Annotated in this window: 17 protein-coding genes and 1 pseudogene; 7 read left to right on the top strand and 11 right to left on the bottom strand. The window is 27.6% G+C overall.

Features of this window, described 5'->3' with window-relative positions; all coding sequences use genetic code 11:
* Nucleotides 1–95: 95 nt before the first annotated feature.
* Nucleotides 96–1172 (top strand): flagellar biosynthesis protein FlhB, encoded by a 1077-nt coding sequence (gene flhB, locus L8W56_RS08335; protein WP_133319972.1) that lies wholly within the window; start codon nucleotides 96–98, stop codon nucleotides 1170–1172.
* Here flhB and L8W56_RS08340 read toward each other — a convergent pair.
* Entirely contained in the window at nucleotides 1164–1943 is a 780-nt protein-coding gene (locus L8W56_RS08340; RefSeq protein ID WP_133319971.1) for a sulfite exporter TauE/SafE family protein, read from the bottom strand. The two genes, flhB and L8W56_RS08340, sit on opposite strands and share 9 nt — an antisense overlap.
* Before the next feature lie 111 nt (nucleotides 1944–2054).
* On the opposite strand from L8W56_RS08340, the gene L8W56_RS08345 reads away from it, so the two are divergent.
* From L8W56_RS08345 to L8W56_RS08355, 3 genes are read left to right on the top strand one after another with little or no spacing between them, the layout of a single operon-like run.
* On the top strand, nucleotides 2055–3191 hold the full coding sequence (locus L8W56_RS08345) for an N-acetyl sugar amidotransferase (RefSeq protein ID WP_263659981.1): 1137 nt from the start codon (nucleotides 2055–2057) through the stop codon (nucleotides 3189–3191).
* A complete protein-coding gene (hisH, locus tag L8W56_RS08350) occupies nucleotides 3188–3799 on the top strand; it encodes an imidazole glycerol phosphate synthase subunit HisH (protein WP_133319969.1) in 612 nt (203 codons plus the stop codon). Before L8W56_RS08345 ends, hisH begins: the two co-directional genes overlap by 4 nt.
* A gap of 1 nt (nucleotide 3800) precedes the next feature.
* Entirely contained in the window at nucleotides 3801–4538 is a 738-nt protein-coding gene (locus L8W56_RS08355) for a HisA/HisF-related TIM barrel protein (RefSeq protein WP_263659982.1), read from the top strand.
* Here the strand turns inward: L8W56_RS08355 and pseH (L8W56_RS08360) are convergent.
* The 9 genes from pseH (L8W56_RS08360) to pseF are packed head-to-tail and all read right to left on the bottom strand — an operon-like array spanning nucleotide 4506 to nucleotide 10394.
* Nucleotides 4506–4970, bottom strand: a complete 465-nt coding sequence (gene pseH / locus L8W56_RS08360; RefSeq protein WP_263659983.1) for a UDP-4-amino-4,6-dideoxy-N-acetyl-beta-L-altrosamine N-acetyltransferase — start codon at nucleotides 4968–4970, stop codon at nucleotides 4506–4508. The two genes, L8W56_RS08355 and pseH (L8W56_RS08360), sit on opposite strands and share 33 nt — an antisense overlap.
* Nucleotides 4967–5635 (bottom strand): PIG-L deacetylase family protein, encoded by a 669-nt coding sequence (locus tag L8W56_RS08365; RefSeq protein ID WP_258108357.1) that lies wholly within the window; start codon nucleotides 5633–5635, stop codon nucleotides 4967–4969. Before L8W56_RS08365 ends, pseH (L8W56_RS08360) begins: the two co-directional genes overlap by 4 nt.
* Nucleotides 5625–6311, bottom strand: a complete 687-nt coding sequence (locus L8W56_RS08370; RefSeq protein WP_258108356.1) for a methionyl-tRNA formyltransferase — start codon at nucleotides 6309–6311, stop codon at nucleotides 5625–5627. The genes L8W56_RS08365 and L8W56_RS08370 overlap by 11 nt, the downstream gene beginning before the upstream one ends.
* Complete coding sequence (pseH, locus tag L8W56_RS08375) at nucleotides 6308–6811, bottom strand: UDP-4-amino-4,6-dideoxy-N-acetyl-beta-L-altrosamine N-acetyltransferase (RefSeq protein WP_263659984.1); 504 nt, start codon at nucleotides 6809–6811, stop codon at nucleotides 6308–6310. Before pseH (L8W56_RS08375) ends, L8W56_RS08370 begins: the two co-directional genes overlap by 4 nt.
* Complete coding sequence (gene pseG / locus L8W56_RS08380; protein WP_263659985.1) at nucleotides 6808–7632, bottom strand: UDP-2,4-diacetamido-2,4,6-trideoxy-beta-L-altropyranose hydrolase; 825 nt, start codon at nucleotides 7630–7632, stop codon at nucleotides 6808–6810. Before pseG ends, pseH (L8W56_RS08375) begins: the two co-directional genes overlap by 4 nt.
* On the bottom strand, nucleotides 7629–8342 hold the full coding sequence (locus tag L8W56_RS08385) for a WbqC family protein (protein ID WP_263659986.1): 714 nt from the start codon (nucleotides 8340–8342) through the stop codon (nucleotides 7629–7631). Before L8W56_RS08385 ends, pseG begins: the two co-directional genes overlap by 4 nt.
* Entirely contained in the window at nucleotides 8339–9013 is a 675-nt protein-coding gene (locus L8W56_RS08390; RefSeq protein WP_258108337.1) for a class I SAM-dependent methyltransferase, read from the bottom strand. Before L8W56_RS08390 ends, L8W56_RS08385 begins: the two co-directional genes overlap by 4 nt.
* A gap of 2 nt (nucleotides 9014–9015) precedes the next feature.
* Complete coding sequence (locus tag L8W56_RS08395) at nucleotides 9016–9702, bottom strand: class I SAM-dependent methyltransferase (RefSeq protein ID WP_263659987.1); 687 nt, start codon at nucleotides 9700–9702, stop codon at nucleotides 9016–9018.
* Nucleotides 9693–10394 carry a pseudaminic acid cytidylyltransferase gene (gene pseF, locus L8W56_RS08400; protein WP_263659988.1) on the bottom strand — a complete coding sequence of 234 codons (702 nt, stop codon included), beginning with the start codon at nucleotides 10392–10394 and terminating at the stop codon, nucleotides 9693–9695. The genes L8W56_RS08395 and pseF overlap by 10 nt, the downstream gene beginning before the upstream one ends.
* A 62-nt stretch (nucleotides 10395–10456) precedes the next feature.
* Between pseF and L8W56_RS08405 the strand changes: the two are divergent.
* The 3 genes and pseudogenes from L8W56_RS08405 to L8W56_RS08415 all read left to right on the top strand — a co-directional run bounded on the left by L8W56_RS08405 (nucleotide 10457) and on the right by L8W56_RS08415 (nucleotide 14061).
* Nucleotides 10457–11667, top strand: a pseudogene (locus L8W56_RS08405) (DUF2920 family protein).
* Nucleotides 11668–11757: 90 nt separating this feature from the next.
* On the top strand, nucleotides 11758–12969 hold the full coding sequence (locus tag L8W56_RS08410; protein WP_263659989.1) for a DUF2920 family protein: 1212 nt from the start codon (nucleotides 11758–11760) through the stop codon (nucleotides 12967–12969).
* 48 nt (nucleotides 12970–13017) lie between these two features.
* Nucleotides 13018–14061 (top strand): acyl carrier protein, encoded by a 1044-nt coding sequence (locus L8W56_RS08415; RefSeq protein ID WP_263659990.1) that lies wholly within the window; start codon nucleotides 13018–13020, stop codon nucleotides 14059–14061.
* A 20-nt stretch (nucleotides 14062–14081) separates the two neighbouring features.
* Here L8W56_RS08415 and L8W56_RS08420 read toward each other — a convergent pair whose 3' ends face one another.
* Nucleotides 14082–14306, bottom strand: a complete 225-nt coding sequence (locus tag L8W56_RS08420; RefSeq protein WP_087698989.1) for an acyl carrier protein — start codon at nucleotides 14304–14306, stop codon at nucleotides 14082–14084.
* Between the last annotated feature and the right edge of the window lie 121 nt (nucleotides 14307–14427).

Genomic DNA, 14427 nt, shown 5'->3' on the forward strand with positions numbered 1-14427 from the left:
CCCTTAATGGGTTTAGTTTGAGTGATATAAGATTTTATTAGCAGATACTTGATAAAATGCTATAATCTTGCTTTAAATTTTTTTAAAGGTTTTTTATGGCTGCTGATGATCAAGAGAAAACAGAAGAACCCACATCCAAGAAAATAGAAGATGCGCGACAAGAAGGAAATGTCCCAAAAAGCCAAGATGCATCTGCTGTGGCTGTACTTATTATAGCTGTGGTTGTGGTGTTGTTTATGATGCCTTTTATAGGTGAGAGAATTAGCGGTTTATATCGTTTTTATCAAAGTTTTATAGGCATTGAAATTGATTTAAAGATTTTACAAAAAATCATTATAAAAACTATGATAGAGATGTTTATTATGGTATTGCCCATTACTTTAGTAATTATGGTAGCGGGTGTGCTTGGAAATCTAATGCAGTTTGGTTTTATTTTTACTACTAAGCCCATTACTCCAAATTTTAATAAAATTAATCCTATTAACGGGCTTAAAAATCTTTTTTCTTTAAAAAAGATTATTGAAGCTTTGAAAATTATACTTAAAGTCGGTGTTGTATTTGGTATAGCTTTTGTTTTTTTATTGCAATTTATGAAAGAACTTCCTAGAGTAGAACTTTATACGATTTATCCACAACTTTTATGGCTTAGGGATAAAGCTATTATACTTGCAGCTATTGTTATTATAGCTTTTTTGATTATAGGGCTTTTAGATGTACTTTTGGTAAGGTATCAATACTTTAAAAACTTACGCATGAGTAAGCAAGAGGTTAAAGATGAATTTAAACAAAGCGAGGGAGATCCTTTAGTAAAAGGAAGAATTCGTCGTTTGCAAATGGAAGCAGCAAGGCGTAGAATGGTGCAAGATGTTGCTAGTGCTGATGTTGTGATTACTAACCCTACCCACTATGCGGTTGCTTTGCGTTATGATAGTTCCAAAGAAGCTGCACCAAAAGTTTTAGCTAAGGGGGTGGATTTTTTAGCTTTGCGTATTAAAGATATGGCATATGAATACAATGTTATGATTTATGAAAATCCTCCTTTAGCTAGAGAACTTTATAAAGCTTGCGAGGTAAATGATCTTATTCCACCAGAGCTTTTTAAAGCAGTGGCAGAGGTTTTAAGCTTTGTTTATACTTCCAATAGACAAAAATTTGCCGATAGATTAAAATAAATTTAGCTTTTTAATCAAGCTTATAATGGTCATAGTTATAGAAAGGGTGTAAATACCTAAAAGTGCTATGCGGTGGGATTTAAGATTGATTTTTTCCATGATTTTTATACCAAGATAAACTCCTAGCATAGAGCTAAATCCTACTAAGCTTCCATTTTGTAACACTTCTTTATCAATGATGTCATTATATACAAAAGAACTAATTCCTGAAATTGAAGCAAATATTACAAAAAATAAACTAAGTGGCACTACTTTTTTAGTATCATAGCCTAAAAAATAAGCTAAAATAGGGGTAATTAAAAGCCCACCACCAATTCCTAAAGATATAGCAAAAATTCCTGTAAATACGCCACAAATTAGCAAAATAGAATTTTTTAAGATATTAGAGTGGTTAATGTTTCCAATGGTGCTTTTTTGATTAAAAGCAAATTTTAAAAAGAATACAATACTCACGCATAGAAAAATACTTGTTAAGGTTATATCTGAAAAATACGAGAGTAAAAGCCCGCTAAACATCGCACCTAAAAAGCCTCCAAAGCCTATGATAAGTCCATCTTTTAAGATTAAATTTTTCTTTTTATAGTTTAAATAGGAACCAAAAATAGAAGCAAAAATCATTTGTACAACAGAAATTGCAACAGCATGATGAGAGCTAAGTCCTAAAGTAAGCATGAAAGGAACGATAATCATACCACCACCTATGCCAAAAACCCCTGAAGCCATACCTGAAAAAATTCCTATAATCATATAAGGAAGTAAAGTTAAATCCATAATTTATAAACCTTTAAATAAAAAATATTGTAACAAAATAAAATTTATTTATCTTTAGAAAATATAATCATAGTCGATTTATGATGATTATAAAGATTTTTTGGAGTTAATATGAAATTTTGTAAAAAATGCGTTATGCCAGATACTAAGCCTGATTTGCATTTTAATGATGAGGGAATTTGTGATGCGTGTTGCTCGCAAGAAGCTAAAAATCATGAGATAAATTGGCAAGAGCGTGAAAAAGAATTTCTAGAACTCGTTAAAAAATATAAAAAACATCCTGTGTATGATTGTGTGATAGGAGTAAGTGGTGGTAAGGATTCTACCTTTCAAGTTTTAAAATGTCTTGAACTTGGACTTAATCCTTTGTGTGTTTGTTTTGAACCAAGTATTCCTACTAAAATAGGTAAAAAGAATTTAAAAAATTTAAATAATCTTGGTGTTGATTTAATCCATATCAAAAGAAATCCTTTGGTGTATAAAAAATTAGCCCGCGAAGCTTTTATAAGAACGGGTGATAATGAATGGCAAAACCATTTGGGGATTTTTACATGTGTTCCAAAAGTAGCTGTTGCTTTTGGTATTCCTTTGATTATTTGGGGGGAAAGTCCGCAGATTGAGTATGGTGGGCCAGCTAGCTCTAAAGAAAAAAACACTTTAGGTAGAGAGTGGCTTGAAGAATTTGGCGGACTTTTGGGTAATAGAATTTCTGATATGATTGGTGTTGATAGTATTAGAGAAAAGGATTTATATTTTTATACTTATCCAAGTGATGAAGAGCTTCAAAGAGTAGGAGTTACAGGGTTATTTTTGGGATATTATTTTAAATGGGATTATAAGTATAATTTAAAATTAGCCCAAGAAAATGGTTTTAAAACTAGTACAAAACCAGTTGAAACTACTTATGAGAATTTTGAAAATTTAGATTGTTATTCAAATCATGTGCATGATTATTTAAAATACTGCAAATATGGTTTTGGAAGAGCTACGGATAATGCGTGCTTGGATATAAGACTTGGCTATATTAGCCGTGAAGAGGGCATGAGACTTGTAAATAAATATGATGGAAAGCCACCTAAAAAGGCTATTAAGAAGTATTTGGAATTTAGTGGTTTTAGTGAAAAAGAATTTGAAAAAATTGTCGATTCTTATACTAATAAAAAGATATTTAAACGCGATGAAAATGGTAAATTCTTAAGAGATAGTGATGGATCATTGATAAAAAAAGATGAGTTTGTTTTGAAATGATTTGTATTGTTGATTATCATCTTGGAAATTTTAAATCTGTTTTGAAAGCTTTTGAAAAACTTAATCAAGAAGTGATTATAAGTTCTAAAAAAGAAGATATAAAAAATGCCTCTAAATTAGTTTTACCAGGCGTTGGATCTTTTAAACAAGGTATGGAAAATTTAAAAAAACTTGCACTAGATGAGCTTTTAAAAGAATGTGTTTTAAAAGATAAAAAGCCTATTTTGGGGATTTGTCTTGGTATGCAACTTTTTGCTAGTAAGGGATATGAGGGCGGAGAGTGCGAAGGGCTTGATTTTATAAAAGCAAAGGTTTTGAAATTTGATTTAAGTAAAGAAAAATTATTGCATAGTGGTTGGGATGATTTACAATTTAGTGATAAAAAAAGCAAGCTATTTGATGGAATTTTAGAAAAAAGTGATTTTTATTTTGTGCATTCTTATTATGTAGAGTGTTTAGAAAGTGTGGAAACTTCTTTTTGTGAGTATGAAAAACCTTTTTGTGCAAGTTTTGAAAAAGATAATATTTTTGCTGTGCAATTTCACCCTGAAAAAAGCCAAAATGTAGGTTTGAAACTTTTGGAAAATTTTGCAAATTTAAAGGCCTAGTATGCTTAAAACAAGAATTATACCTTGCGTGTTATTAAAAGATCATCAGCTTGTAAAAAGTATCAATTTTTCTTCTTTTAGAACTATAGGGCATGTAATAAGCACAGCTAGGATATATAATGCTAGAAATGTTGATGAGCTTATAGTTTTGGATATCAATAAAAATGGTGTTATAGATTTTGAAAGCTTAGAAGATATAGCTAATGAATGCTTTATGCCTTTAACCATTGGAGGTGGGATTAGAACTTTAGAAGATATTAGAAAAGTGTTAGATATAGGTGCTGATAAAATTAGTATTAATTCTATGGCTTTGCAAGATCTAGATTTTGTCAAAAAGGTGGCAAATACTTTTGGAAGCTCTTGTGTAGTATGCTCGGTTGATGTAAAAAAAGACAAAAATAAATTTAAAGTTTTTAATAATGAAATTTTAGATATTGATCCGCTAGAACTTGCATTACAATACGAATCTTTAGGAGCAGGGGAGATACTTTTAACAAGTGTTGATAAAGAAGGAAGTTCTTTGGGGTATGATTGGGAATTACTAGAGTATTTCAAAGGTAAATTAAAAATTCCACTCATTATCAATGGAGGACTTTCTAAGCCTCAAGATGGGGTAAAAGCCATACAACTTGGTGCAAATGCATTAGCTGGTGCTTATATATTTCATTTTAGTCAATATACTCCAAGTGATGTTAAAAATGAGCTTTTAAAAAATGATATCCCCGTGAGGATTGTTTAAATTTACAAAATAAAAATTATTATCTTCTTTAATAACTTCAAAACCATGTTTTAAATATAAATTCAAAGCTTTTGTATTTTCTTTGAAAACACATGCGTTTAAAGTTTGAACTTTTAAAACATTGAAAGCATAGTTTTTAACTTCTTGCATTAAAAGCTCACCTACGCCTTTTTTTATACCATAAAGCCCAAATTCACAGGATAATTTTATGATATTATTAAAATATATTACTCCCAGTTTCTCGTTATTTTTTATCAACAAAAAATATTTTTTATTTTTGTTTTTGTTTAGTTCTTTTAAAAATATTAAGTGATTTTTATAATTTATATTTTTTGTTTTCATAAATTTAGAGATATTTGGAGAATTTCTTATATAAAAAATTTCCTTTTTTTCTTCTTTTGTAAGATTAGTAAAATTTTTATAAAAAATCACTTTATAACCTTTACACTTTTAAACACTTCAGCATATTGAAGACCAACTCTCATTCCTTGGTATTGTGCATTTATTTTTATTCCCTCTAAGCTTCTTGGATGGGGATAATTTCTTAGTTCTGATTGATAAAAAGACATAGCTTTTAGCTTCAAATCAAGCGTCTCACTAATATCAAAAAATACATCAGGTTGAAAGCTTAATGGATAGTTCCATTCTGTACTCGAAAGAATTTCAAAACTATAAATTTCTTTAACACTTTCTTCTTGTAGAGATCTTGTAGCAGTAATTGTTGCTTTGTATGTAATTTGATGGTCTATATTGAGATCTTTTTCATAATGTGTGAAAATTATATTTGGTTTAATTTCATTTTTAACTTCTTCTATACTCTTGACTATTTCTAATAATGGTATTTTATCAAAAGCATTATCAGGAAAAAACTTTCTAAAAACTTTTTTAATGCCTAAAAGATTATTTGCTTTAAATAACTCATCTTCTAAAATTTCTTGTTCATTTTCACTATTTATCTCTCTGCTTGTTTTACCTTCTCCAAGTATTAAAGTATAAGCTTCATATCCTTGTTGAATATATTTTGCTATAGTTCCAAAGCATCCTAAAACTTCATCATCTGGGTGAGCTGCTATAATTAAAATTTTGTTATTTTTCATAAAATATTACCTCTGCTTTTATTTTATTATTGTGTTTTTTTGCGTTTTGAAAAACCATTTTTATATTTTCAAATTCCAAAAAAGCTTTTGGATAATCAATGGCATCAAGCATGCGTATAAAATCATATATTTTTATCAAATTTGGATTTTCGAGTGTATTGATATTACTTTGTTCTTTTGTTCTTCTTTTGAAAATTACTACTTTCCCTTTTTGTATGCGAGGGTTGATTTTTGTATGTAAAATTCTTGGTATTAGTTTAAAGAATATGATTTTTGAGATTTTTTCATAAATTCGTTGTGCATTTGAAATTTTAAAACTAATATTGTGTTTTAGATATATTTCTCCACCATCTAATGTATCACAAGCTTTTAAAGCACAAATTTTGCTTTTATATACCCCTCTTATGATTAAATTTTGTAAAGGTGAACCTCCTCTTCCAAATGGTAAATTTCCAAGGTGGAAAATAATACATTGATAGTTATTGTAAATTTCTTGAGGTATATAGAAAGACCAATGCGGGAAGAATATGTAATCTGGATTTATTTTTGTTATTTTTTCTAAAGTAAGATCGTCTTTTTTTGTTATGAGGTAAAAAGTATATGTTTTATATAATTCTTTTAGTTTATAAAAATTATTAATATTGTGCTCTCTAAGAGTTGCTATGATTATATTCAAACTGCAACTCCATATATTTGATTAAATATATTTAAGTTGTTACCCCCCCCCATGTATGCAAAAGACAAATTTACAAAATAAAAATTATTATCTTCTTTAATAACTTCAAAACCATGTTTTAAATATAAATTCAAAGCTTTTGTATTTTCTTTGAAAACACATGCGTTTAAAGTTTGAACTTTTAAAACATTGAAAGCATAGTTTTTAACTTCTTGCATTAAAAGCTCACCTACGCCTTTTTTTATGCCATAAAGCCCAAATTCACAAGAAAGTTTAGTAATATTGATAAAATCAATCACGCCTATGATATTTTCATCATCATATACTAAAAAATATTTTTTAGTTGCGTTTGTTTTTAAGCTAGATAAAAAGTTTAAATGCACTTCTAGGCTAATATTTTGCGTTTTCATAAATTTAGCAATGCTTTCATCGTTACGCCATTTTAAAACAAGTTTGATTTCTTCTTGAGTCAAATGGATAAAATCTTTTAAAATTATCATATAAAATTCTCCACTTCATAGCCTTTTTTAGCAAGCCATGTTGCAAGTTTTTCTTGATTTTTAGCATAAGCTATGGCTTTAAAATTTGCTTTTAAAATTAAAGCTTCATTTACCAATGAACTTGCACTAATGATGAGTTTTTTGCTTTCATTCATCAATCTTGCAAGATTAGATTGGTCAATGAGAATTTGTATATTAGGGTTTTTTTGGCTTAATTTTCGAAGTGAGTTTAGATGAGAATTTGCTTTTGTGGTAGCTATGATGATAGTTTTGTTTTTGTTAAGTTTGTTTGCTATATCAAAGGAAATATTTTTTGGATCACTTCCTCCTATACAGATAAAATAATCATAAATTTTTTCTCTTTTTATCTTGCTTTCTTGGTAAAATTCATCGCGTATTAGAGCATAGGAAAAGCCACATCTTAATTCACAATATTTTGGCACTAAATTCTCATAATCACTTTCTTTAGCATAAGCATTAACATTTAGTAAAATGTCACAAAAATGTTCTTTTATCTCATCATCAAAACTTAGAATTTTAACCCCTGTTTCTAGCTTGATGAGTTTTTCATCATCTGCAGTAATTTCATAATGATCAATAATCAAAAGATCAAATTTTTCTTTTTTGATGAGATTGATTAGCTCATATACACTAGCACTTGTTAGCTCATATACAGGATAAGGAATTTCATCTATCAAAGAACCTTCTAAAGCTAAACATGCAAAAGATACATCATGATATTGCTTAGCTAACAAAAGATCTCTTTTAATATGTCCGTGTCCTATGGTGCTAGAACTATCACTTCTAAAAAGAACTTTCATGTATTATGCTCGTTAATTTTGATACATTCTTGAAATTTTGCACAAGGCTCTTTTTCATTAAATAAAAAATCTAAAATTCCTAAATAAGCTATAAAATTTGCACCCAATTGAGTATAGGTTGGATGGATAAAATCAAAATATTCAATTTTTATATTTGCATTTTTAAAAATTTCTTTTGCTGTTTCTTTTTCAAGATAGTTTTTTGAACCTTCTGGGGAAAGGTAATGATCAGCTTTTAGTATTTGGCAAATTTCAAGTAGTAATTTTTCTTTTTTTTCATTTTTTAAATTTAAAGAAGAGCTTTGCAAAATGGGTGTTTTGATGCTCAAATGCTCGCAGTAAATTCTGATTAACTCCATGTTAAATTGTACTAAATGTGTATGTTTAAATAAGACTTTTTCTAAGATATTGTAGTATTTATTAAAATTAATACTTTTAGAGTAAGCATGATGAATAGTTTTTAAAAATTTAATTTTCCATTTATCATCTTTATCAAATAATATATCCTGAAGTAATGTTTTTTGTGACGCTTTTTGTAAATTTAATCCCAATAAAAAGGTTTTATCTTGTAGTTTAATTTTATTTCTATTTTGCCATGATCTGCGTTCAAATTGCACATTATCCAAAAAGACAAAAGTATCAACACTTTGTATCATATATATATAGCCAAGCCATGGATTAAAGGTTGGCTGCATGATAGCTATTTTCACTTAATTTTTCCATAAATTACAATATCGCTATCATTAACTAATCTTTCATCTTCTCCCATGATATTGGTATTTTCATAAGTAAGCACTTTAAAATCATATAAATTTAAATATTCTTTTAAAATTTCTACAAGTTCGTATTCTTGATATAGAGTATTAATACATCCAAGCTCTCCTGTAGTATTATCATTTGTGATTTTAAAACAATTATGAGCTATTTTTTCTCCATAACCATATCTATAATCTTTTATGCTTCTTGTTCTTAAAAAAAACAAAGCATTTTCTTTATACATAGAATTTTCTTTAGAAATTTTTAATAATTTTAAAAAATCTTCTTTCAATAGATAGTTAATCACATTGGGAATCATAAAAATATCTGCATTAATATTTGGATTTTTTAAAGGAAAATCTAAGATATTATCATGAAAAAACTGATAGTTTTTACATTGAATTATTTCTTTGAAGTTATAATTAGCATTGCTGATACTTTCTTTGCTTAAGTCAACTCCGATACACTCATAATCATAATTTGCAAATAAAGAGAGATTGTTGCCATTAGAACAGGCAAATTCTAAAACTTTTTGGTTGCTTTTTTGATGCAGTCCTTGTTTGAAAAAAAATTTAATCACGGCTAAATCTGGAAATTTTAAGCCTTTTAAATTTTTTAAATACATTTTTACTCCTTAGTGATTTTTCCATATATAATTATATCGCTATCTTTGATATAAACTTTATTTTTTATATTAATATTTTCACTTGTGATAACTTCAAAATCATATAAATTTAAATTTTCTTTTAAAATTTCCACAAGTTCATGTTCTTGGTATGCTGTGCAAAGACAATTTTTTTCGCCACTAAATTCATCATAGCTTAAAATAAAACTATCATTTTTTAATTTTTCTCCAAGCCCATAGCGATGATCTTTAATACTTCTTGCTCTTAAGAAAAAGTGAGCATACCCCCCCCCATTTGCTTGATAAAGATTATTTTGTTTTGCACTTTGTAGTAAATTTTTAAATTCATCTTTAGTAATGTAATTAATAACATTAGGTATTAAAAATACATCTGCATTTATATTTTGATGATTTTTAGCAAAATCAAGCATATTTTCATTAAAAAAACTTGCCTTTTTATAATGCATAATTTCTTTAAAATTATAAATAGCGTTTTCATGATTTTGTTTGCTAAGTTCTACACCGATACACGCATAATTATAATTTGCAAATAAAGAAAGATTATTGCCATTATGAGAAGCAAATTCTAAAACTTTTGCATTTTTTAAAGCATCAAGTTTGTTTTTAAAAAACCATCTTACAAGTTCCATATCAGGATATTTAAAACCTTTGATTTTATTTATAAACATTTGTTTCTTTCATGGAATTGATACAATATTTTAGCAAATTCTAAGTCTTCAAAAGTGTCAATATCGCAAATTTTATTTCTTGGAAGTAAAAAAGCTTTAGAATGAGATTTAAACATAAAATCTTCTTCTAGCCACGCTTCTTTTTTGCCAAAGTAAAATGCACCACCATCATGGTAAGCTTTAGTAAGATCTTGTGAGCGTTTATCGTAATTTGACTCATCAAACATATAAACTTTATTTTGATCATCAAGGTAAAAACCTCTTTGTATAGGATATTCAAACTCGCAAGCTGAAAATAAAAATTTACATTCTTCTTGACTAAATTGTTCAAAAGCTTCTTTTAAGATAAACTCATCTATAAGTGGAGCAGTTGCGTATAAGCAACACACATTTTCATAGATTTTACTTTGTTTTTCTAGAGTGATGATGGCATCTTGGATTACAGCGGTTGAACTTGCATAATCATCACTTAGTTCTTTTTTACGCACAAAAGGAGCCTTAGCACCATACTTTAAAGCCACTTCTATGATCTCATAATCATCACTTGAAATAATTACATCATCAAAAATACCCGAATTTAAAGCACTTTCTATGCTATAAGCAATCAATGGTTTTCCCAAAAAATCAATAATATTTTTTCTAGGAATACGCTTAGAACCACCGCGTGCAGGGATAATACAAAGATTTTTCATGATTTCTCTTTAAATTTATAAAAAAGTAAGTATAATTGAATTTTTATTTTAAAAGGCTTAACATGCTCATAAATCAAACTTATTTTATAGACTCTTGTGATGATGTAGAATTAAATATAAAAAGAGAAAGTAAATTAGAATATAGAATTACTTATGATGATAGTAAGCAAATGGAAGCTATCGTTTTTATCATAGGTGGATTTGGGGCAAATGCTAATATATCTTTTTTAGATTTTGATAGAGAATATCTTGCTAAAAAATTTAATATTATTGCTGTAAATGTTTTTTATCATTGCTTTAGTGCTAGGCCTTCTATAGATGAGAAATATAATCCGATTTTTATGCCAAATGAAAAAGATTGGGAAAGTTTTTGTGAAATAGCAAAAATTTGCGATATGGAAATTTATGACCATGAAAAAAGCAATTTTAAAAATTGTATAAGAAAACTTGATGAAAGATCTAAACAAATAAAACATGAAGGAAGACTGAAAAAAGATTTTTTGATAAATCTTTCTTGTGATTTTGTATTGCCAAATAACGAATATCAAAATTATGGAATTATGGCAGCTATTGATCATATTAATGCTTTAAAAGATATAATGAAAAATTATCCTCAATTTAAATCTTTACCTAAAATTTACGGGGGGGGTCATACGGAGGTTATTTAGCACTAATGTGTGCTAAAATAGCTCCTTGGTATGTAGATGGAGTGATAGATAATTCAGGAGTGACATTGCCTCATTTGCCTCATTTGTTAGGTAGAGAAAGTGAGTGTGGTGAATTTGCTATTAGAGGTGATAATTATATTTTATTATGTTTTGTAAAAAAATACTGGACTAGAGATGAAAGCTCTCCGTATTTTTTAAGTGATGATAATTATATGATAAGGGTTCTTTTAAACTCAAAGCATCTAAGTTTGCAAAATGAAAAAAATCAAAATACAATATTTATCAGTTATCATAGCGCAAAAGATGAGGGAGCTCCAGTGGAACATAAGAGTAATTTTTATGAATTTTGCAAACAACTTGGATTTGATACAACTTTGCATATTGTTAAAGATGAGAATGATGTAGATGGTAGATATATAAAGAGCTTAGAGCATGGTTTGAGAATGACAGATAGGGCTTTATTTAAAAAAGAATTACCTATATTGCTTGAAAAACTAAAAAATAAAACATTTAATATGAGAGAAAATAGCATATCTTATCCTTGCAAAGATAAGATATTTACTTTTAAAGATTTTAAAGATCGATTTGAGCTTAAAATTATGTAATCTTAAGTATATTTAATTGTAGAAATATTCTTTTATTAATAATATTATTGTTTTAGGTATAATATAAAAAATGTAAATATAAGGCTTAACATGCTCATAAATCAAACTTATTTTATAGACTCTTGTGATGATGTAGAATTAAATATAAAAAGAGAAAGTAAATTAGAATATAGAATTACTTATGATGATAGTAAGCAAATGAAAGCTATTGTTTTTATCATAGGTGGATATGGAGCTAATGCTCATATGACTTTTGTTGATTTCAATAGGAAGTTTTTGGCTCAAAAATATAATGTTGTAGCTGTAAGTGTTTTGTATCATTGTTTTTGTCAAAGAAGATCAGATATAGAAAAATATAGTGCAGCTACTGCATTTATAGAAGAAGATTTACCTAGTTTAAAACTTGTATTAGAACAATTTAATATCAATACCAATGCTTTAAATATTTATACTGCTTGGGAATACTATGAGCTTTTAAATAGAACTATAGGTGAATTAAAAGATAAGAAGATGTTAATTCAGCCTTATAGGGCACATTTTAATGCTACTTTTATTCCTCCAAATAACGAATATCAAAATTATGGAATTATGGCAGCTATTGATCATATCAATGCTTTAAAAGATATAATGAAAAATTATCCTCAATTTAAATCTTTACCTAAAATTTACGGGGGGGGGTCATACGGAGGTTATTTAGCACTAATGTGTGCTAAAATAGCTCCTTGGTATGTAGATGGAGTGATAGATAATTCAGGTGGAGCTTTGCCTCCATTTACATATTTTTTAGGGAAAGAATTTGATAAAGAAGATAGTGTATTTTACGATCCAAATACTATTGTACATTGTCAAGTAAAAACTCATTGGACACGCAAAAACCCAAACTCACCTTATTATTTTGCTGATGAAAATTATTTAATAAGAGCTTTACTTAATAAAGATCATTTGATCTTACAAGCTCAAAAGAATAAAAATATTATTTATACAAGTTATCATAGTGCTAAAGATGTTTTGGTGTCTTTTGAGCATAAAAGTCAATTATTGCAAATTTATCAATTTTTAGGCTATCAAGTTAATTTTAATATAATTGATGAAAAAAATATAGACGGTAAATATATAAAAGATTCAGCGCATGGAGGTGGAATTTCTGATAAGACATTATTTAATAAAGAATTACCTATTATGCTTGAAAAATTAAAAGATAAAAAAATAACCATAAAAAGAAATAGTATATCTTATCCTTGTAAAAATAAAGTTTTTACCTTTAAAGATAAGGGTAATAAATTTATATTGGAAATTATGTGATTTTGATATAATTACTAGATATAGATTTTTAAATATGAAAAGGAAAAAATGACAGCGTATATTAGTATAGGAACAACCAATAGTGGTAACCAAGAAAGACAAGGCTTTTTAATGCAAAATGAAAATAAACTTTTGCAACAAGGTTATATCTATCCAAAATCTCTTAGAATGGCAAATAGACATTGGGTTTTAGTCGATATAGTTTTAGAGCTTATAAAAAAAGATAAATTAAGTCAAAATCCATTGGACGATTTAGAAGATGTGCGTTTGATTAAGGCTGTTGAGAATTTCAAAATAGAAGCCACAATACATAAAGATAAGAAATTTATATTTTCTGCAGAAGGGATAGTTTGGGATTTTTCTACTAAAAGACATATAGAAATTCTTAAAAGTGTTTTAAATGCTTTAGGATTTGATGAAATTTATGAAATTATTTACTTTAGAGATACTCTTGGATATTTAAATTCTCATTGTTCTCAAGATATTAAAAATAATATGGGGTTTTATAGTGCTGATTTTAAGCCTGATGAGCATCCTAGAAAATATATATTTGATTATAAGTGGATTTGCGAGAGCCATATAGAAGTATTTGGTGAAAAAAGTTTAATAGTGAGACTTTTGAAGGAAGAATATGTTGGCGGAACATTACTTAAAGATTTTGTATATCATTTAGGTTTAGAATGGGATGATGAATTTTCATTAAAGCAAAATAAAAATGAAAGTTTTAATCTTTTAGGTATGGAGCTTCAAGGAAGACTTATAAAAAAAGATTTGCATGGGCAAAACATAAATTCTTTACTTTATACGGCTAGAAAAATTTTTGAAGGTGCTAATGAGGATAGGTTGAAATTTAGAGTGCAAAAAGAAATAGCAAAAGCTTATGTTGATTATTATGCTCCTTCACTTGAGTGGGTTAGAGCTAAGTATTTTTCACACAGAAAAAGCTTATTTGAGCCGATTAATTGGGATGAGTATGAAGAAAATCCAACCTTAACCCAAACCAAAGAAAGTGATTGGGATAAAATAGCTGATTTTATAGCAGAAATTATTGTGTCTAAAAATAAAATTATCCAGTCTTTAAAAAGTAATTAACGCAATGTTTTAACATTGCGTTAATTATATGCTTTTTCTAGCATATTTTTGATACTTTGAAAATCTTCAAAATTTTCAGGACTTATAAATTCAGCATTGAGACTTTTTCCATAGTGTTTTTCAATTTCAGCTACTAAAGCCATAATATCAATACTATCTATAATGTCTTCACTTACTAAATTTTGCATTGTTTCATCAATATCGGTTCTCTCTATGTTCATAAAAAACTTTTTAATATTTTGCATATTTATCCTTTTTTTGTTTAAAATAATAATGATTATTATATCTTATTAATATTGAATTTTATAAGAATTTGATAATATATTATCTTTATTAATTTGAGAAAGTTTTAAATGATTGCAAGTG

Origin of the sequence: Campylobacter sp. IFREMER_LSEM_CL1085 (assembly GCF_025772235.1) — a bacterium.
GTDB lineage: Bacteria > Campylobacterota > Campylobacteria > Campylobacterales > Campylobacteraceae > Campylobacter_D > Campylobacter_D lari_D.

What these genes read in the sequence shown, in the direction of transcription:
- L8W56_RS08390 (WP_258108337.1), bottom strand. Translation starts at nt 9,013, where the DNA reads ATGTATTTAAAAAATTTAAAAGGCTTAAAATTTCCAGATTTAGCCGTG.
- pseF (WP_263659988.1), bottom strand. Translation starts at nt 10,394, where the DNA reads ATGAAAAATCTTTGTATTATCCCTGCACGCGGTGGTTCTAAGCGTATT.
- pseH (WP_263659984.1), bottom strand. Translation starts at nt 6,811, where the DNA reads ATGATAATTTTAAAAGATTTTATCCATTTGACTCAAGAAGAAATCAAA.
- pseG (WP_263659985.1), bottom strand. Translation starts at nt 7,632, where the DNA reads ATGAAAGTTCTTTTTAGAAGTGATAGTTCTAGCACCATAGGACACGGA.
- L8W56_RS08395 (WP_263659987.1), bottom strand. Translation starts at nt 9,702, where the DNA reads ATGTTTATAAATAAAATCAAAGGTTTTAAATATCCTGATATGGAACTT.
- L8W56_RS08355 (WP_263659982.1), top strand. Translation starts at nt 3,801, where the DNA reads ATGCTTAAAACAAGAATTATACCTTGCGTGTTATTAAAAGATCATCAG.
- L8W56_RS08365 (WP_258108357.1), bottom strand. Translation starts at nt 5,635, where the DNA reads ATGAAAAATAACAAAATTTTAATTATAGCAGCTCACCCAGATGATGAA.
- hisH (WP_133319969.1), top strand. Translation starts at nt 3,188, where the DNA reads ATGATTTGTATTGTTGATTATCATCTTGGAAATTTTAAATCTGTTTTG.
- L8W56_RS08415 (WP_263659990.1), top strand. Translation starts at nt 13,018, where the DNA reads ATGACAGCGTATATTAGTATAGGAACAACCAATAGTGGTAACCAAGAA.
- L8W56_RS08345 (WP_263659981.1), top strand. Translation starts at nt 2,055, where the DNA reads ATGAAATTTTGTAAAAAATGCGTTATGCCAGATACTAAGCCTGATTTG.
- L8W56_RS08420 (WP_087698989.1), bottom strand. Translation starts at nt 14,306, where the DNA reads ATGCAAAATATTAAAAAGTTTTTTATGAACATAGAGAGAACCGATATT.
- L8W56_RS08410 (WP_263659989.1), top strand. Translation starts at nt 11,758, where the DNA reads ATGCTCATAAATCAAACTTATTTTATAGACTCTTGTGATGATGTAGAA.
- L8W56_RS08340 (WP_133319971.1), bottom strand. Translation starts at nt 1,943, where the DNA reads ATGGATTTAACTTTACTTCCTTATATGATTATAGGAATTTTTTCAGGT.
- flhB (WP_133319972.1), top strand. Translation starts at nt 96, where the DNA reads ATGGCTGCTGATGATCAAGAGAAAACAGAAGAACCCACATCCAAGAAA.